This window comes from Vibrio sp. JZG120, assembly GCF_053890955.1.
The window spans coordinates 520,619-539,755 of the sequence record NZ_JBSRRK010000005.1 but is presented as its reverse complement, the minus strand read 5'-3'; the positions used below and the strand labels follow the sequence as shown (position 1 = coordinate 539,755).

Annotated in this window: 18 protein-coding genes; 7 read left to right on the top strand and 11 right to left on the bottom strand. The window is 45.5% G+C overall.

Features of this window, described 5'->3' with window-relative positions:
- Positions 1-13: 13 nt before the first annotated feature.
- Positions 14-1,090, bottom strand: coding sequence for a 3-deoxy-7-phosphoheptulonate synthase (locus ACWPOD_RS13985; RefSeq protein WP_005397501.1), 1,077 nt, complete (start codon positions 1,088-1,090; stop codon positions 14-16).
- 206 nt (positions 1,091-1,296) lie between these two features.
- Complete coding sequence (gene nagZ / locus ACWPOD_RS13980) at positions 1,297-2,280, bottom strand: beta-N-acetylhexosaminidase (protein WP_167426871.1); 984 nt, start codon at positions 2,278-2,280, stop codon at positions 1,297-1,299.
- 99 nt (positions 2,281-2,379) lie between these two features.
- Here nagZ and ACWPOD_RS13975 point away from each other — a divergent pair, with 99 nt between their 5' ends.
- Entirely contained in the window at positions 2,380-3,492 is a 1,113-nt protein-coding gene (locus ACWPOD_RS13975; protein WP_167426872.1) for an anhydro-N-acetylmuramic acid kinase, read from the top strand.
- A gap of 36 nt (positions 3,493-3,528) precedes the next feature.
- Positions 3,529-4,458 carry an N-acetylmuramic acid 6-phosphate etherase gene (gene murQ, locus ACWPOD_RS13970; RefSeq protein WP_167426873.1) on the top strand — a complete coding sequence of 310 codons (930 nt, stop codon included), beginning with the start codon at positions 3,529-3,531 and terminating at the stop codon, positions 4,456-4,458.
- A 51-nt stretch (positions 4,459-4,509) separates the two neighbouring features.
- Here the strand turns inward: murQ and ACWPOD_RS13965 are convergent, their stop codons facing one another.
- Both ACWPOD_RS13965 and ACWPOD_RS13960 read right to left on the bottom strand, forming a co-directional pair.
- On the bottom strand, positions 4,510-4,782 hold the full coding sequence (locus tag ACWPOD_RS13965; protein WP_012842127.1) for a hypothetical protein: 273 nt from the start codon (positions 4,780-4,782) through the stop codon (positions 4,510-4,512).
- A gap of 113 nt (positions 4,783-4,895) precedes the next feature.
- Positions 4,896-5,237 (bottom strand): DUF2799 domain-containing protein, encoded by a 342-nt coding sequence (locus ACWPOD_RS13960; protein ID WP_104974473.1) that lies wholly within the window; start codon positions 5,235-5,237, stop codon positions 4,896-4,898.
- Positions 5,238-5,517: 280 nt separating this feature from the next.
- Between ACWPOD_RS13960 and ACWPOD_RS13955 the strand changes: the two genes are divergently transcribed.
- The 4 genes from ACWPOD_RS13955 to ACWPOD_RS13940 all read left to right on the top strand — a co-directional run bounded on the left by ACWPOD_RS13955 (position 5,518) and on the right by ACWPOD_RS13940 (position 10,171).
- Positions 5,518-7,002, top strand: coding sequence for a carbon starvation CstA family protein (locus ACWPOD_RS13955; protein WP_301576806.1), 1,485 nt, complete (start codon positions 5,518-5,520; stop codon positions 7,000-7,002).
- 193 nt (positions 7,003-7,195) lie between these two features.
- Positions 7,196-8,866 carry a sensor histidine kinase gene (locus tag ACWPOD_RS13950; RefSeq protein ID WP_046873944.1) on the top strand — a complete coding sequence of 557 codons (1,671 nt, stop codon included), beginning with the start codon at positions 7,196-7,198 and terminating at the stop codon, positions 8,864-8,866.
- A gap of 31 nt (positions 8,867-8,897) precedes the next feature.
- Positions 8,898-9,626 (top strand): two-component system response regulator BtsR, encoded by a 729-nt coding sequence (btsR, locus tag ACWPOD_RS13945; protein ID WP_006743107.1) that lies wholly within the window; start codon positions 8,898-8,900, stop codon positions 9,624-9,626.
- A 71-nt stretch (positions 9,627-9,697) separates the two neighbouring features.
- A complete protein-coding gene (locus ACWPOD_RS13940) occupies positions 9,698-10,171 on the top strand; it encodes an arsenate-mycothiol transferase ArsC (RefSeq protein WP_167426874.1) in 474 nt (157 codons plus the stop codon).
- Between the two features lie 46 nt (positions 10,172-10,217).
- On the opposite strand, the gene ispH is transcribed toward ACWPOD_RS13940, so the two are convergent.
- The 6 genes from ispH to murJ form a co-directional block, all read right to left on the bottom strand.
- A complete protein-coding gene (ispH, locus tag ACWPOD_RS13935) occupies positions 10,218-11,183 on the bottom strand; it encodes a 4-hydroxy-3-methylbut-2-enyl diphosphate reductase (protein WP_047009110.1) in 966 nt (321 codons plus the stop codon).
- Between the two features lie 23 nt (positions 11,184-11,206).
- A complete protein-coding gene (gene fkpB, locus ACWPOD_RS13930; RefSeq protein ID WP_012842130.1) occupies positions 11,207-11,638 on the bottom strand; it encodes an FKBP-type peptidyl-prolyl cis-trans isomerase in 432 nt (143 codons plus the stop codon).
- 156 nt (positions 11,639-11,794) lie between these two features.
- Complete coding sequence (gene lspA, locus ACWPOD_RS13925; RefSeq protein ID WP_005397302.1) at positions 11,795-12,304, bottom strand: signal peptidase II; 510 nt, start codon at positions 12,302-12,304, stop codon at positions 11,795-11,797.
- Between the two features lie 73 nt (positions 12,305-12,377).
- Entirely contained in the window at positions 12,378-15,206 is a 2,829-nt protein-coding gene (ileS, locus tag ACWPOD_RS13920) for an isoleucine--tRNA ligase (RefSeq protein WP_456231952.1), read from the bottom strand.
- 64 nt (positions 15,207-15,270) lie between these two features.
- The gene (gene ribF, locus ACWPOD_RS13915; RefSeq protein ID WP_046873948.1) at positions 15,271-16,206 is read right to left on the bottom strand and encodes a bifunctional riboflavin kinase/FAD synthetase; all 936 of its coding nucleotides are present in this window, start codon (positions 16,204-16,206) and stop codon (positions 15,271-15,273) included.
- Between the two features lie 70 nt (positions 16,207-16,276).
- Positions 16,277-17,839: a murein biosynthesis integral membrane protein MurJ gene (murJ, locus tag ACWPOD_RS13910; RefSeq protein WP_046873949.1), complete on the bottom strand. Its 1,563-nt coding sequence runs from the start codon at positions 17,837-17,839 to the stop codon at positions 16,277-16,279.
- A gap of 305 nt (positions 17,840-18,144) precedes the next feature.
- On the opposite strand from murJ, the gene rpsT reads away from it, so the two are divergent.
- The gene (gene rpsT, locus ACWPOD_RS13905; RefSeq protein ID WP_005381938.1) at positions 18,145-18,405 is read left to right on the top strand and encodes a 30S ribosomal protein S20; all 261 of its coding nucleotides are present in this window, start codon (positions 18,145-18,147) and stop codon (positions 18,403-18,405) included.
- Positions 18,406-18,711: 306 nt separating this feature from the next.
- Here the strand turns inward: rpsT and ACWPOD_RS13900 are convergent, their stop codons facing one another.
- The gene (locus ACWPOD_RS13900; protein ID WP_005397309.1) at positions 18,712-19,014 is read right to left on the bottom strand and encodes an ArsR/SmtB family transcription factor; all 303 of its coding nucleotides are present in this window, start codon (positions 19,012-19,014) and stop codon (positions 18,712-18,714) included.
- Between the last annotated feature and the right edge of the window lie 123 nt (positions 19,015-19,137).

Sequence of the window (19,137 nt, the reverse complement as noted above, 5' to 3'; positions counted from 1 at the left end):
CTTAAATCCTGTATTAATTAGCCTTTAGACGATTTTCTAAGAAAGGCACTAGCTCTTCATGTGCATGACGTAATAGTGCCTCAGTTGAATCCCAATTGATACATGCGTCAGTGATAGATACACCGTATTTCATTTCTTCGAGAGCTAAGTCAGAAGATTGATTTCCTTCATTGATATGGCTTTCAATCATAAGGCCGATAATGGACTTATTACCTTCACGGATTTGGTGAATAACATCTTCTGCGACTAATGGCTGGCGACGGTAATCTTTACGTGAGTTGGCGTGACTACAATCCACCATTAATGATGCATCAAGGCCAGATTTCGCCATTTCTTGCTCACACTCAGTAACTGACACTGAGTCGTAGTTAGTTTGCTTGCCGCCACGTAAGATCACATGCCCATTAGCATTACCCTGAGTGGTCAATAGCGCTACTTGTCCCTCACGGTTAATTCCCATAAAACGGTGGCTAGAAGACGCAGCTTGCATCGCATTGATTGCGGTTGCCAAACTGCCATCCGTGCCATTTTTAAAACCGATTGGCATAGACAGGCCACTTGCCATTTCACGGTGAGTTTGTGACTCCGTAGTACGTGCGCCGATCGCAGCCCAACTAAAAGTATCCGCCAAGTATTGTGGGCTAATTGGGTCCAGAGCTTCAGTCGCGAGCGGGATTTCCATCTCTGCCAATTCCACTAGCAGTTCGCGTCCAACATGCAGACCATGTTCAATATCGAAGCTGCCATCGAGGTGCGGATCGTTAATCAGCCCTTTCCAGCCGACCGTGGTGCGTGGTTTTTCAAAGTAAACACGCATAACAATATACAGTTGGTCACTTAGTTGTTCAGAGAGCGCTTTAAGACGTTTTGCGTAATCCTTCGCCGCTTCCACGTCGTGGATAGAACATGGACCACATACAACCAGCAGGCGATGATCCTTTTTATGAATAATATTAGCGATAGTTTGGCGAGACTCTTGAATAAAGCGGCGCGCTTTTTCACTCAAAGGAAGCTTGGTTTTTAGCTCCTCTGGGGTAATAAGAACCTGCTCTTCGCTAATATTAATATTGCTCAACTCACTTTTCTGCATAACTCTAACCTGTATATTTATTTTTACACCCAACCAAATCCTTGGTGAGACAACTAAGCTTTAACGACAAGATAACAGGCTAAAAAAGAAAAACAAGCGTACATAATAAAAAACATTTGGTGTAAATTATTATTTACACCAAATAAAAAGCCAAAGTATAATTAACTTTGGCTTCTAATCGGTGTTTTGAATCTTTTACAAGAGGTTTAGCTGGTCAAGCGTTTCATCGCTTCACTCGCCGCTTTCCACTCTTGAGATAACTTGAGATCGCTTAGAGAAAACGACTGTTTTTTCAGTAACGCATCCGCCAGTGGCACTGTTGATACTGGCAAGTTATCCAACACCTCAATGTGTGCTTCACGCTTATTACACATCAATAGCATATCGCAACCGGCTTTCAAGGCTTGAGCCCCACGCTCGGCAGGACTACCCATGATTGCAGCGCCTTCCATCGTCAGATCATCGGAGAAAACCAAGCCTTTAAAACCGAGTTGCTGTCGCAAAACTTGTTTCAACCAGTATTCTGAACCACTCGCTGGCTGAGAGTCGTAGTTCGGAAAAATCACGTGAGCAGGCATCATGGCATCTAAAATACCGGCATCAATTTGCGCTTTGAAGATCGCCATATCTTGTTCAAAAATATCACTGCGCTCGTCGTATGGTGTTTCTAGATGTGAGTCTGCAATCACACCACCGTGACCCGGGAAGTGTTTGCCTGTTGTTGCCATTCCAACGCTCTTCATACCCTGCATGTAAGCGGTGCTAAATAGAAGAATGGTATCGGCATCTTCGCCAAATGCTCGGTTACCGATCGCTTTACATTGATGACCTTTATCGAGCACTGGTGCAAAGCTTAAATCAATGTCGTGTGCTATCAACTCCGCTGCCATTAGCCAACCACCCATACGTGCTAACTCTTCACCATTTTGATGTTTGGCGTATTCTTCGGCTGCAGGGATCAACGAGAAACCTTCACGGAAGCGTTGTACTCGCCCCCCTTCTTGATCCACACCGATCAAAATCGGGCGCTTGGCTGCCTTGCGGATTGATTGAGTAAGTGCTTGAAGCTGTTCACTATCATGATAGTTGCGAGCAAATAGAATTAAGCCACCAACCGTAGGATGTTCCAGAATTTCTTTGTCTTCAGCGGTCAGTTCATAACCCGCGACGTCAACCCATAACGGTCCCATGTTTTCTCCTCAAAATCGGCTGAATATCTCGTATTCGATGAGGTTATTCGCTTCAGATTTGCTTTACAATAAGTGAATGAAGAATTGACGAGATCGGCTATGAAATTTAACGAACTGTACATTGGTGTGATGTCTGGAACGAGTATGGACGGCGTTGATACCGCTCTGGTTGAAATAAGTGATGAGCACGTTCGTCTGGTTGCGCACGACGATTACCCAATGCCCACGGCACTGAAAGAAATGCTGTTATCTGTTTGTACCGGTCAAGCCACAAATTTAAAAGCCATAGGTGAATTGGATCACCAACTTGGCCACCTCTTCGCTGACGCCGTTTTACAGCTGCTCAATAAGTCTGGCTACGTCGCGGAACAAATTCGTGCGATTGGTAATCACGGTCAAACGGTATTCCACCAACCTACTGGAGAGTTACCCTTTACCACTCAGTTGGGTGATGCCAACATCATCGCAGTGAAAACAGGGATTGATACGGTTGCAGATTTTCGACGTAAAGATATGGCGCTAGGTGGTCAAGGTGCCCCACTCGTCCCTGCTTTCCATAAAAGCATTTTTGCGATGCAGGACTCCACAACTGTGGTGCTTAACATTGGAGGCATTGCCAACATCTCTGTACTGCATCCCGAGCAACCAATCATTGGCTATGACACAGGCCCGGGCAACATGTTGATGGACGCGTGGTGTGCGCTGCACACTGGGCAAAGCTTCGACAAAGATGCACAATTTGCACTGAAAGGAACGGTAAACGCTACTTTGTTGACTCAATTACTTAAAGAAGCTTACCTCGCCATGCCAGCACCTAAAAGTACCGGGCGAGAACTGTTCAATATTGACTGGCTGCATCAGCAACTGGCTCATAACAATTTACCAACCGAAGACGTACAGCGTACACTCTGCGAATACTCTGCGATTACCATTGCCAACGAAGTCGACAAGTTTTCTCATGGCATCACGCCTCAACTATTGGTCTGTGGCGGTGGAGCAAGAAACCCACTTTTAATGCAGCGATTGACTAAGTTATTGCCACAATGGCACGTTGCGACAACGGCAGAAAAAGGCGTTGATGGTGACTACATGGAAGCCATGGCATTTGCTTGGCTTGCGCAGCGCTATATTCACGGCCTCCCTAGCAACTTACCGGAAGTTACGGGGGCAAGTCGTCTCGCTTCACTGGGTGTACTCTATTCAAAAAATTAAGGGCAATAGATCCTAAACAAAAAGGCTTAATTCATTATGACGAACGATGCACTTATCGCAGCTTTATCCCATCTGGTATCTGAAGGGCGAAATCCAGACACCATGGACATCGACTTGCTGCCTTCTCTCGATATTGTTCAACGCATCAACCAACAGGACAAACTCGTTCCTCTTGCCGTTGAAAAAGTGTTGCCTGAGATCGCTGAAGCCGTTGATAAGATCACGGAAGCATTTAAGGTCGGAGGTCGGTTGTTTTACATCGGTGCGGGTACCAGTGGTCGACTTGGCGTTTTGGACGCTTCAGAATGCCCGCCGACTTTTGGCACGGATCCTGAGATGGTCGTTGGTATTATTGCGGGTGGAAAAGAGGCAATGTTCCGTGCAAAAGAAGGGGCAGAGGACGATCCTGCACTAGGCGAGCAAGATCTTAAAGAGAATGCGCTAACACAACGCGATGTCGTCGTTGGTATTGCGGCAAGTGGACGAACACCGTACGTGATTGGTGGCTTAGAGTATGCGAACGAACTTGGTGCCACCACTGTAGCACTATCTTGTAACCCTGACTCTCCGATTTCCGATATTGCCGATATTGCGATCAGCCCCGTTGTTGGACCTGAAGCGTTAACGGGCTCCACTCGCTTAAAATCAGGGACGGCGCAAAAGCTCGTACTGAACATGCTCACTACCGCAAGCATGATTCGCCTAGGCAAAAGTTATCAGAACTTAATGGTAGATGTGAAAGCGACGAATGCAAAGCTAGTTGCAAGAGCGGCTCGTATTGTTATGCAAGCAACAGATTGTACTAACCAAGAGGCTAAAACTGCGCTCAAAGAAACGGACTACGACGCCAAGTTAGCGATTTTGATGATTTTAACCGGGCTGGATAAAGAAAGCGCGACTGAGCAACTGAAAGCCAAACAAGGATATTTAAGAAAAGTCGTGATCGATCAAGCGAATCAATCTTAATCAATAAAGCGCCTCACTTATTTAAAAGTCAGGCGCCTTTTATGGCTTAATTTAGTAGTTCAATCGTTCAATGTGAGTAATACCGACTTTACCTTCAAGGTCGCTGAACATATGAACCATTGCTGGGTATGGTTGTGCTCCAGGGTAGACAACTTCTGCATTGCAGAAAAACGCATAGTTTTGTCCGGCTACGACTTGAGTAGCCACAACCAAAGGGGAGTATTTGACGCCGACAAACCCCTCGATACCTTTAGCAAATACTTCTTTATCCTCTGCTTTGAGTTCATTAAATGGACTCCAGCCACCAGCCATTTGCGTTGACATAATGTGATTCCTTTTTTCTGTGCTCACTATCAAGCAATATGAACATAGTTTAATAATAGAGATTTTGCCACAATTATGTTACGCGGACGGTATCACAGCGGCTTTATTGACTATTAATTTGAGTACTCATTCCAGCCACGCTGCCATTCCATACGGAATTTTTGTGCTTGCTCAGAACCCTCACAAACCCCTTCATAATACTGACCAGATAACCCCATTTGATACGCAAAAGCAGGGTTACAGTATTCACGTAGACCCTCTAAATAACCTTGGTCGTAGTCACTTTGCTTAACACTACCCAACTCACGCAGCTCGCTCATCGTGCGTGATGTATGTCCGGCTACACCATCTTGATATCCGATCTGATGCCAATCTCCTGACTTGGCAAGATCTTCCGTCGTTGCAGCGCATCCTGCAAGTAAAGCCAGCGCCAAACCTAACGTTGCCTTTTTCATGGTTCTTCCTTAAGTAATTGTTTTCAAAAATAAGCTTACCACTAATTATTGGCGTTTGCCGCTTAGCTTGCAGATTAAACCACTGAAGCCTCAAATCAGCCGCTCACTACTGCAATCAACCGTTCGCCATTTTTAAAAACCGCTCAAGCAGTATATCGACCACTCAGTGCTCTATTCGACCACTCATCTACTAACCGAATGCATTTAACACTAGTGACGCATAACATGCATCCTGAGATTAAAAAATTACCCTACCCAACTAAGACCAAGGACAATTGCTATGATGTGGTTTCTAACCTGTGTCGCAGCCCTAATCGGCGGATACTTCATCTACGGCGCTTTCGTCGAGAAGATTTTCGGCATCAATGAAAAACGCCAAACGCCTGCTCACACCAAATCGGACGGTGTTGACTTCGTTCCAATGTCAACAAAGAAAGTTTATCTAGTTCAGCTACTTAACATCGCTGGTGTTGGTCCAATTTTCGGCCCAATCATGGGTGCACTATACGGTCCAGCGGCAATGCTTTGGATTGTTGTCGGTTGTATTTTTGCTGGCGCAGTACACGATTACTTCTCTGGCATGCTTTCAGTGCGTAACGGCGGCGCATCTGTACCTACTATCACAGGTCGCTACCTAGGTAATGGCGCAAAACACTTTATGAATATTTTTGCCATTGTCCTACTGCTTCTTGTTGGCGTAGTGTTCGTTTCTGCTCCTGCAGGCATGATTACTAACCTCATCAATGATCAAACAAGCTTGAGCGTAAGCATGACGACTATGGTTATCGCTATCTTCGCTTACTACATCATTGCGACGATTGTTCCTGTCGATAAAATCATTGGCCGCTTCTACCCACTGTTTGGCGCTCTACTCATCTTTATGTCTGTTGGTCTAATGACAGCCGTTGCGTTTTCTAGCGAACACACAGTAATGGGTGACTTCCAAGTTTCAGACATGTTCTCGAACCTTAACCCAAATGATATGCCACTATGGCCAGCACTGTTCATCACTATCGCATGTGGCGCGATCTCTGGCTTCCACGCGACTCAGTCTCCACTGATGGCGCGTTGTATGGAAAACGAGAAAAACGGTCGTTTCGTCTTCTACGGAGCAATGATTGGTGAAGGTATTATCGCGCTAATCTGGTGTGCTATCGCTCTGTCTTTCTTCGGCTCTCTAGACGCACTATCAGAAGCTGTGAAAAACGGTGGTCCTGGTAACGTGGTATACAGCGCATCATTTGGTCTGCTTGGTGTGTTCGGTGGTATCCTTGCGTTCTTAGGTGTGGTTATCCTACCAATTACGTCTGGCGATACAGCGTTCCGTTCAAGCCGTCTGATCCTTGCTGAATACTTCAACATGGAACAAAAGACGTTACGTAACCGACTACTGATGGCACTTCCACTGTTCGTTATCGGCGGTATCTTAACTCAAGTAGACTTCGGCATTATCTGGCGCTACTTCGGTTTTGCTAACCAAACAACAGCAGTAATGATGCTTTGGACTGCGTCCGCTTACCTACTACGTCACAACAAGCTGCACTGGATTACCACTATCCCTGCTATCTTCATGACCACGGTATGTGTCACGTTCATCTTAAACAACAGCTCGCTAGGTTTTGGCCTGCCAATGCAACTATCAACTATCGTCGGTATTGTGTTTGCCCTAGCTGTGACTGGTTACGTTATCAAAACCTCTAAGGGTAAAGGTGAAACTGAACTGGCTGACGAAGAGAAACCACAAGCCGTATCAGAAACAGCGTAATACTCGTCACATCCGAGTGACTAAGATAAGAGCCTGCCAATTGCAGGCTCTTTTTGTTTTATACCCAAGTCACTTTAAGATTCAGAAAGCACAGCGCAGCATCATTTACTTAGCTGTTCTTATCTCTCTGAGCCAAGCATCTTAAGGTTACTTAGGTATACAATAACAACATTGATTCTAGGTTAGGTTCACTATGGAACTGGTCATCTCCCTTTTACAACAGATGTGTGTGTACTTAGTTTTGGCTTACATGCTAAGTAAAACGCCAATCATCTTACCTTTGCTGAGTATTTCTTCGCGCTTAAGCCACCGCCTAATTTGTTACGTACTTTTCTCTGGCTTTTGTATTCTCGGCACCTATTTCGGTCTGCATATCAACGACGCTATTGCCAATACTCGTGCGATCGGCGCGGTCATGGGCGGGCTGTTTGGTGGCCCAGTGGTGGGTTTCGCCGTCGGATTTACTGGTGGCATCCATCGATACTCTCTTGGTGGCTTTACTGACCTCGCCTGCGCAATTTCAACCACCGCCGAGGGTGTAATTGGTGGCTTGCTCCACGTTTACCTTATCAAGCGAAATAAAGGCGCATTGCTGTTTAATCCAAGCGTCGTATTCAGCGTCACGTTTGTTGCAGAAGTGGTGCAAATGATTTTGCTGCTCGCCGTCGCTAAACCTTTTGATCAAGCCTATGAACTGGTGTCCGCCATTGCAGCACCTATGATCATCGCAAACTCATTTGGTGCGGCGTTGTTCATGAGTATCCTGCAAGACAGAAAAGCGATCTTTGAAAAGTTTTCTGCGACGTTTTCGCGTCGAGCACTCACCATTGCTGATCGCTCAGTGGGAATTCTAAGCAACGGCTTCAACACCGAAAACGCAGAGAAAATAGCACGTATTATTTACGAAGAAACAAAAGTGGGCGCTGTCGCGATTACCGACCAAGAAAAAATCTTAGCGTTTGTGGGCATTGGCGATGATCACCATAAACCGAACACGCCGATTTCATCGCAAAGCACATTAGACTCCATGGAGAAAAACGACATCATTTATCTTGATGGCGCAGAACGTCCATACCAATGTTCCATCGCAAAAGACTGCAAACTTGGCTCCGCGCTGATCATCCCACTACGTGCGGGAAAAGAGGTCATTGGTACCATAAAGCTGTATGAACCGAAGCGTAAATTGTTCTCCACGGCCAACATGTCAATGGCGGAAGGGATAGCTCAGCTTCTCTCTAGCCAAATCCTGTATGGCGATTACCAACAACAACAAGCCTTACTCGCTCAAGCAGAAATCAAACTGCTTCACGCTCAGGTGAATCCACACTTTTTGTTTAATGCACTCAATACTATTAGTGCGATTACTCGTCGTGATCCTGACAAAGCGCGCGAGCTAATCCAAAATTTATCGCACTTCTTCCGCAGCAATTTAAAGCAGAACATTAATACCGTGACGCTAAAGGAAGAACTTGCACATGTGAACTCGTACTTGAGCATCGAAAAAGCTCGTTTTACGGACCGCTTAGAGGTTGAAATCGATATTCAACCTGAATTGCTGGACATCAAATTGCCAAGCTTTACACTCCAGCCTTTGGTTGAGAATGCCATTAAACACGGCATTTCAAACATGCTTGAAGGTGGTAAAGTTCATATATACAGCGAAGCACACCCACAAGGTCATTTGATTACCGTCGAAGACAATGCAGGCAGTTTTGAACCGCCAAAAGAAAACCACTCCGGGCTAGGTTTAGAAATTGTCGACAAACGTCTCACTAATCAATTTGGGCGTGATGCATCGCTAAAAATTACGTGCGAGCCACATCAATTTACTAAAATGAGCTTTATCATTCCCCCAAAATCATAAAAGCACTCTGAAGCAATAAAGGTAATGTTGGATGTTAACCGCACTCGTCATTGATGATGAACAGTTTGCTCGTGAAGAGCTGACAGAGTTATTGGATGAAACAGGCCAAGTTGAAGTGGTGGGCAATGCCTCAAACGCGATCCTTGGTCTAAAAAAAATCAATGAGCTCAAACCTGATGTGGTGTTTCTCGATATCCAAATGCCTCAAGTTACTGGGATTGAACTACTTGGAATGCTTGATCCAGAAACCATGCCTTATGTGGTTTTTGTCACGGCTTACGACCAGTATGCAATTCAAGCATTTGAAGACAATGCCTTTGATTACTTGCTCAAACCTGTCGACCCATGCCGTTTAACCAAAACGGTCAAACGGCTAAATAAAGTCATTAGTCAATCCGCCCTAACTCAACAGCTGTCTGCTATTACGCCCGATACTTTAGATCAGATTCCGTGCATCGGGCACAACCGTATCGTTATCATGGCCACCGACACGGTAGAATGTGCATACAGTGACATCAGCGGCGTGCATGTACGCTCCACCAGCCAAGCCGCGAGCACTCAACTGACATTAAAAACGCTAGAAGAGAAAACCCCACTGGTACGCTGTCATCGCCAATACTTAGTCAGCATTAAGGCCATCAGCGAAATCAAATTACTCGAAAACGGATTAGCAGAAATCATCACCAAAACTGGCTTTGAGATACCAGTAAGCCGCCGCTACCTTAAAGTGCTCAAAGAGATGCTGGGCATTAGCCACTAACACAAAAAGTTCACACATCACCGCTGAGTTTCCGCTAGCGTATAAATAAGACGCTCCGAAAAGACGAGGCGATGATGTATAAAGTTTTGTTCATATGTAAGCACAATGCTGGACGAAGTGTGCTCGCTGAGTCGATCGCAACCCATATCCTGCCAGCAGATTTTAGTGTCGCCAGCGGTGGGTCTCATCCCACAGGCACAGTTCACCCGGTGGTGCAAAAATATTTAGATGACCACCAACTTCCCATTCCACATATCCACACCCACTCATGGGAAGAGCGAACTCAGTTTCTTCCTGACATCGTTATTATTCTCTGTGACTCTTTACATCAAGAGGCAGCTCCTCAGTGGCTTGCGGGTGGCGTTCGAGTAAACTGGCAAGTCGATGCCTTTCCGACTGAAGGTTCTGATGAAGACATGTACGCACATTGCGAAAGGGTTGCTCAGTTGCTTGAGCGAAGAATCACGAAGATGTCCGATATGATTATCGATGGTTTAGGGAAAGACCAAATTCGTGATTACCTAAATGAACTGAGTGAGATGTAAAAAAGGCGACCCACTGGTCGCCTTTTTAATATTCGATAAATGGAGATTAATCCACTTGCTTGATTTGCAGTTCTTTGGGTACTTCAAAGAACATATTCTCTTCACGACCAAGTACTTCATCGACCGCTTCGGCACCGACTAGTTCTTTGATTCGCTCTAGAATCTGATTAACGAGCTCTTCCGGAGCAGATGCCCCCGCAGTCACACCTACTTTCGTTTTGCCTTCGAACCATTCAGGTTTGATATCTTCCGGACAGTCGGTTAAGTAGCCTGGTGTCCCTAGCTTTTCAGCTAGCTCTTTAAGGCGTGTAGAGTTTGATGAGTTTTTTGAACCCACAACAACCATCACATCTACGTCACCCGCTAATTCACGTACGGCATCTTGGCGGTTTTGTGTCGCGTAACAGATATCGTCTTTACGTGGTCCTTGGATATCTGGGAAGACGCGGCGTAGCTCTTCGATAACATCGGCAGTTTCATCTACAGAAAGTGTCGTTTGGCTTACGTAATGAAGATCAGATGGATCTTTCACAATCGACTTCAGTTTCTCAACATCGGCCGGGGTTTCAACCAAGTACATACCACCGGTTTCACTCGCGTACTGCCCCATTGTGCCTTCCACTTCAGGGTGACCTGCGTGACCAATCAGAACCACTTCCATATTGCGGCGGCTTGCTCGCGCCACTTCCATATGCACTTTGGTTACCAACGGGCAAGTCGCGTCAAATACCGTCAAATCTCGCTGCTTGGCTTCCTGACGAACCGCCTGCGATACACCATGAGCAGAAAAAATTACAATGTTGTTGTCTGGCACTTCATGCAGCTCTTCAACGAAGACAGCGCCACGTTGCTTTAGCCCTTCAACCACAAAACGGTTATGCACCACCTCATGACGAACATAAATCGGTGGCTGATACATCTCTAGCGCACGCTCTACGATGCTAATCGCACGGTCTACACCAGCACAAAAGCCGCGTGGGTTAGCTAATAGGATTTTCATTTCATTGCTCATGGAAATTATCTTTATTGGGTTCGCTATTCTACTGACAAAATTTCAACTTCGAAAGTCACGTCTTGTCCCGCTAGAGGATGGTTGAAGTCCACAGTGACTGAATCGCCAGCAATCTCTGTAATAATGCCCGGGATTTCCATACCATCAGGACCACTGAACGCCATGATTGTACCCACTTCTACTTCTGCATCACCTACAAACTTAGTGCGATCCATATGGTGTACATGGTCTGGATTTGGCATGCCAAACGCGTCTTCTGCTTTTAGCTCAATCGCTTTTTGTGCGCCTGTTTCGAGGCCTATCAAGCACTGCTCAAAGTTTTCACTCAAGCTGCCATCACCCATAACAAATTTCGCTGGTTTACCCATGTTATGAGTACTATCCGCAACCGATCCGTCTTTCATTTTAATCGTAAAGTGAAGGGTTACTACAGATTCATTGGTTATTGTTGTCACGTTACTGCTTCCTTGTTCTTGGGTTATTACGCTGTCAGCTTGGTCTTTTTATACATTGATATGCTGATTGGCGCTCCAACATAATAAAAAGCGTCGCTCGAATCAACGGGCGACGCTTAGGGTTATTCAACTTTTCGCAATATACACTGCCACTACTTAGGCTTTCGCCTCGTCTTTCTTTCGAAAGCCGTCAAGAATAATCATCGCGGCACCAATACAGATCGCCATGTCTGCAAGGTTGAACGCTGGCCAGTGATAATTACCCCAGAAAAAGTCCAAATAATCCACGACAAACCCATGTATTACTCGGTCGAATACGTTGCCTACTGCGCCACCAATAATCATGGCATAAGCAATATTATTCCATTTCTCTTTCGCTGGTAGTTTGCTCATCCAGTAAGTCAAAAGACCCGTAACGATAAAAGCAATACCTGTAAATAACCAACGTTGCCAGCCCGCTTGATCACTCAAAAAGCTAAAAGCAGCGCCATAGTTATGCACGTACAAAAGATTAAAGAATGGCAAAATTTCTATGCGGTTTGCCCAGCCATATCCCATGTTGTTCATTACAACATACTTAATGCCAATATCAGCTAAAAAGATAACCACCGCTAACCATAACCAGCGAATACCAGATTGCTTTAAAGACAGTGCTTTTTCACTCATTACTTTACCTACAAACAGCCCCAGTAAATACTGGGGCTGTTAATTTTAAAAAAAGTTCAGTCGTTCTAGGCAATTACGCGAATTTACGTACTTCACCTTCGCCTTCTACGTTAGACACACAACGACCACAGATTTTCTCGTGACCTTCAATTGTGCCTACGTCTGGCGTGTGGTGCCAACAACGATCACACTTCTCGCCTTCAGCTGCTGCTACTTCAACAAACAAGCCTTCGATATCCGTGGCTTGTGCTGCATCAGTCTTCTCACCTAGAGGCTTAACTTTCGCCGCAGAGGTTAGTAGAACAAAGCGCAGTTCATCTTCAAGTTTGTTGATCTTCGCCGCTAAAGCGTCATCAGCAAATAGAGTCACTTCAGCTTGTAGTGCACCACCGATGGTTTTCTCTTTACGCGCATCTTCTAGAAGTTTGTTTACTGCACCACGAACCGCTTGGATCTCAGCCCAGAATTCATTGTTCAGCTCTTCACCTTCAGCAAGGCCGAATAGACCGTCGAACCACTCACCAGTGAATACGAACTTGTCGCGCTCGCCTGGCATTTCGTTCCAGATTTCATCTGCAGTGAACGACATGATTGGCGCCATCCAACGAACTAGCGCTTCTACGATGTAGTAAAGTGCAGTCTGGCAGCTACGTTGAGCGTTGCCGCCACGTTTTGCTGTGTACTGACGGTCTTTAATTACGTCTAGGTAGAAAGAGCCCATTTCGATCGAACAGAATTGCATTAGACGCTGAGTCACACCGTGTGTGTTGTACTCTTCGTATGCTTTAACAATCTCTTCTTGTGCTGCTAGCGCACGACCAACTGCCCAGCGATCTAGCGCAACCATCTCTTCAACAGGAACGATGTCTGTTTCAGGGTTGAAGCCGCTTAGGTTAGCAAGGAAGAAACGCGCTGTGTTACGGATACGACGGTAAGCATCTGCGCTACGTTTTAGGATTTCATCAGAAACCGCAACTTCACCAGTGTAGTCTGTTGAAGCAACCCATAGACGAAGAATGTCAGCACCTAGCTTGTTAGTTACGTCTTTTGGCGCAACCACGTTACCGATAGATTTAGACATCTTACGACCCTGACCATCAACCACGAAACCGTGTGTCAGTACTTGTTTGTAAGGCGCTTCGTCTTTCATCGCGATAGATGAAATTAGAGAAGACTGGAACCAACCACGGTGTTGGTCAGAACCTTCTAAGTATAGGTCTGCACTGTTGCCGTTGTACTCTTCACGAGCATCAACAACGGAGAAGTGAGTGACACCTGAATCGAACCATACGTCTAGCGTATCGAGTACTTTTTCGTATTGGTCAGCGTCAGCACCGAGTAGTTCAGCGGCATCTACATCCCACCATGCTTGGATGCCTTTCTCTTCAACCAGCTTAGCGACTTTCTCGATCAGCTCTAGCGTGTTTGGATGAAGTTCTGCTGTTTCTTTATGAACAAACAGAGCAATTGGCACACCCCAAGTACGTTGACGAGAGATACACCACTCAGGGCGACCTTCGATCATACCTTCGATGCGGCTTTGACCCCACTCAGGCATCCACTCTACGTTCTTGATTGACTCTAGTGCTTTAGCACGTAGGCCAGCTTGGTCCATAGAAACGAACCATTGAGGTGTAGCACGGAAGATGATTGGAGTCTTATGACGCCAACAGTGTGGGTAGCTGTGCTCGTAAGCGTGGTGGTGTAGTAGTGCACCTTTTTCTTTCAGTACTTCTACTACCGCATCGTTCGCTTTAAATACGTGCTGACCAGCAAATAGCTCTGTATCTGGTAGGTAAACACCGTTTGAGCCAACTGGGTTTGCTACTTCTAGGTTGTACTTGTTACCAACCGCGAAGTCTTCTTGACCGTGACCAGGAGCAGTGTGAACAACACCAGTACCTGAATCAGTCGTAACGTGATCACCTAGGATCGCCGGTACAGTGAAATCGTAGAATGGGTGTTGGAATTGAGAAAGCTCAAGCTCCGCACCTTTAGCAAAACCAAGGTTGTGGAAGTGCTCGATACCAGCACGGTCCATCACGTCTTTCGCTAGTTCAGCTGCAACGATGATACGTTCAGGTTGCTCGCCTTCAACTTGGATAAGTACATACTCAAGGTCATCACGTAGACACACAGCACGGTTCGCAGGAAGCGTCCAAGGAGTTGTCGTCCAGATGACAATAGAGATATCGCCTTTACCTTCATGACCTTCAGTCAGCTCAAACTTAGACAGCAGTGCCGCTTCGTCAGCCGCTTTAAAACGAACGTCGATAGATGGCGATACTTTATCTTTGTATTCTACTTCCGCTTCAGCAAGAGCAGAACCACAGTCTGTACACCAGTGAACAGGTTTGAAACCTTTTAGCAGGTGACCATTACTTGCGATCTTACCAAGAGCACGAATAATGTTCGCTTCAGTTGCGAAATCCATAGTGCGGTATGGCTTGTCCCACTCACCCATGATACCAAGGCGTTTGAAGCTCTCTTTCTGACCTTCAACCTGACCTGCTGCGTATTCGCGACATTTCTCGCGGAATTCTGCTGACGTCACTTTTTGGCCTGGCTTGCCTACTTTTTTCTCTACCATTAATTCAATAGGTAGACCGTGGCAATCCCAGCCAGGAATGTAAGGTGCGTCAAAACCTGAAAGTGTTTTGGATTTAATAATAATGTCTTTAAGAATCTTGTTTAGTGCGTGACCAATATGAATGTCACCATTTGCGTAAGGAGGGCCATCGTGCAATACGAATGACTTTTTGCCTTTCTTAGCTTTACGGATTTCACCGTAAAGATCTTCTTTGTACCAACGCTTAAGCATTTCTGGCTCACGATTGGCCAGATTGCCGCGCATTGGAAACCCTGTTTCAGGTAAGTTCAGGGTATCTTTATACTCACTCATCGATTCTTAATTCCGTTATATTGGGCGAAAATTAGACATTATGTTGAACGGTGGAATAAACCGCTCAACGCTTAAGCTGACGCAGCCACACCCTTGCTGCTTCAGCATCCAATTCGATTTGTTGTTTAAGTGCTTCAAACGACTCAAACTTTTGCTCATCTCGAAGTTTATGCAAAAGTTCCACTTCTAGTTGCTTGCCATATAAATTGGCATGAAAGTCGAATAAGTGTACTTCTAACTGTTGGCGAACGCCATTGACAGTCGGTCTTTGACCAATATTAGCGACACCACCAATTGGCTTATTTCCTAAGCCAAGCGCTTGAACAACATAGACTCCGGAGACCGGAGAAACACAGCGTTTCAAAGGAATATTCGCAGTAGGAAAACCTATCGTTCTTCCCAGCTTTCTTCCGTGAGAAACACGACCGCTGATGCTGTAGTTTCTTCCCAGCATCTGTTGCGCGGAATGCAAATCGTCACGCGCCAGCGCTTGACGGATAGCCGTACTGCTGACACGTAATTGTTGTAAACAAAAGCTCTGGGTACTCACGACATCAAAACCGTACTTTTCCCCTGCTTCCTGCAGCATTGCAAAGTTGCCAGTTCGGCCTTTGCCAAAGCAGAAATCATCACCAACGACAAGAAACTTAACACCCAAACGCTCGACCAACAAGTCACGGATAAACTCTTCCGCGGTTAAACTTGCAAAATGACGATTGAAATTGACGCAGAGCAAGCGATCAATATCGAGCTTACTCAATTGCACGAACTTATCGCGTAATCGCGTCAACCGTGCAGGTGCCTTATCTTTGGCAAACAGCTCCATCGGCTGAGGTTCAAAGGTCATCACAACAGAAGGCAATGATAGCCTGTCCGCTTGCTCAGACACTTGCTGCAATACTTGTTGATGGCCTTTATGGACACCATCGAAATTGCCAATAGTCAGCACGCAACCATGATGTCGCGGGGTGATATTGTGAATGCCTCTAATCAGTTCCATTGGATACTGCTTTCTGCCTCTGTTTTTACTTTACACTGTGTGAAACTGACGGATTATATACTAATCACCCTTAGTCTGTCCCAGCTTTTAGGTCTTTTAAGCGTGCACCAGTTAAAAATAGAACCACTAGGTAAACCACGGCTCCTAGACCGATCAACATTCCTAGTACACCGCTGCGGTGAGCAAAGCTCCAATCTAGCCACACTGACATGTCTTCCAATTGCCATAAGATCGCAGCCACCATCGCCGCACCTGCAATAACCAAACGTATAATAAAGAAGACGGTTCGTTTGGTGATTTGGTATACCCCTGCGATATGTAGACCACGATACAGCAATGCCATATTTACGAACGCCGAAAGTGCCGTCGCGATAGCCAAACCAACGTAGCCATAAAAGTACGCAAAAATTGCGTTAAACACCATGTTGGTCACCATCGCAATGATGCCGTACTTTACTGGCGTTTTAGTATCTTGACGCGAGTAATAACCTGGCGCGAGCACCTTAATCAGCATGAAGTTCAACAAACCTGAAGCGTAGGCAAAAAGCGACAATGATGCTTGATGTACGTCTTGAGGAGAAAATTCACCTCGCATAAACAGAACCATCAGCATAGGTTTTGCCAGTACCATCAGACCAAGCATTGCAGGAAGGCCAAGCAAGATCACCATGCGCACCCCCCAATCCATGGTTTGCGCGAAGCCTTCACTTTGTGCGTCAACGTGTTTACGTGAAAGCGCGGGTAAAATCACAGTCGCGATCGCAATACCAAACAGGCCTAAAGGAAATTCCAATAAGCGGTCTGAGTAATACAGCCAGCTGATCGAACCGGTTTGCAAAAAACTGGCGATGAACGTATCAAACAACAGGTTAATCTGACTGACCGATACACCAAACAAAGCGGGGATCATCAAAGTACGGATTTTCACTACACCCGGATCGCGCCAGCCCCATTTTGGCTTAACCATGACGCCTGCTTTAATAAGGAAGGGAATTTGGAATAAGAACTGGACCAAACCACCTAAGAAAACACCAATGGAAAGCCCTATTTCTGGCATTTCCATTTGCGGCGAGATAAACCACGCCGCCAAAATAATCATCACATTGAGGAAAACAGGGGTAAAGGAGGAGACAGCAAATTTACCTAATGTATTGAGGATAGCGCCCGATAGAGCGACAAAGGTAATGAACCATAAATAGGGAAAGGTGATTTTGAGCATCACGCTAGCAAGCTCAAACTTTGCTGCAGCCGGGCCACCATGCATCCAGTCAAGGAACCAACCAAAACCAAACACAGCAGTGACCACGCCGGAGCCTAGGACACCTAAAATGGTAACAATCGAGACTATCACCCCTAACGTACCCGCCGCACGAGCAATGAGCTCCCGAGTTTTATCCATGTCGCCTTGAGCATGGCTTTCCGTTAAAACAGGTACAAACGCTTGGGAAAAAGCACCTTCAGCAAACAAACGTCGTAAAAAATTAGGAATTTTATTGGCGAAGAAAAAGACATCTGCGCTTGCTCCTGCCCCCATTAAATTTGCCACTACAACATCACGAACTAGGCCAAGAACGCGGGAAATAAATGTCATAGCACTGACGATCATGCCAGACTTGAGTAGTCGTTTACTCACTGTAACCTCGGAATATCACCATAAGACAGCTAACCCTATACTGTTTCTCTGACAGGTGCTGTAAATAGACGTCAAAAATCTATCCGCGGGTTGTAAGGAATAAGTGTGCCTTTCGCGGATAATTATTAGCATTGGTATAAAAATGCTGTTAGAATCCCCGCCATCTTAACCGCGATAACCTCTCTTACCAAAATTTGTTTTGGCTTAGATCGGTTTTTGCACAAATCATTTGACATTTAAGCGCAAATGAGGGATATTCCTCGCCCTTAAATTGTCACAGAACTAAGTTTTTGGGAGTTAGACCCTTGGCAAATAGTAAATCTGCTAAGAAGCGCGCTATCCAAGCTGAGAAACGTCGTCAGCACAATGCTAGCCGTCGCTCAATGATGCGTACTTACATGAAGAAAACTGTTGCTGCTATCGAAGCAGGCGACAAAGAAGCTGCAACTGCTGCATTCGCTGTAGTTACACCTATCCTAGACCGCATGGCAACTAAAGGCCTTATTCACAAGAATAAAGCAGCTCGCCATAAGTCTCGTTTCGCTGCACAAATCAAAGCTCTTTAATAGAGTCCTGATTTTACAGTGAAGAAAAAACCGACCTTGTGTCGGTTTTTTTATATCTACAAAATTTTCTTAATAAAAAAGCTGGCAATGCCAGCTTTTCTTTTTTCTGCACGCCTATTCAAAGGCATCAGCTTATTTACCTTATAAAGCTCAAACTGGAAAGCACCAATAAAACACTTGAGAACAAAGCAAATTGGTCGATGCGCAGCAACTCTACCATCAAAAGTTTAACGCCACTCTCAAATATTCCAACGAGTTAGATTCACAGCCTAAAATGAACGATATATTAGGTATATGTAATTAACGCTAAGCGCTTTCAGCACAATAAAGACTATGCAGTGTTTTTATTAACGCTTTCACTTCATCACTCTTTAATGTGTAGTACACGGTTTGTGCTTCTTTCCTTGTCGTGACTAGCTCATCACGGCGAAGCCAAGCAAGATGCTGAGATAATGCCGACTGGCTTAGCTCTAACTTTGCACACAGCTCTCCCACGGACAGCTCTTGGTTATGCAGCATACAAAGGATTTGTAGGCGTCTCTCGTTTGCCATCGCTTTGAGCAACACGACGGCTTTTGCGGAGTTCTGCTCCATTTCTTGTAGATTCATGTGTTGGACCTCTAGCTACAACTTACTTATTCCAACCCTGGCCAGCTTGTTGTGTTGCACTGATTTATATATCTAAGAAAATCAAGATACACTTCCAGAGTCTTCATTATTAGAACCTCTAAT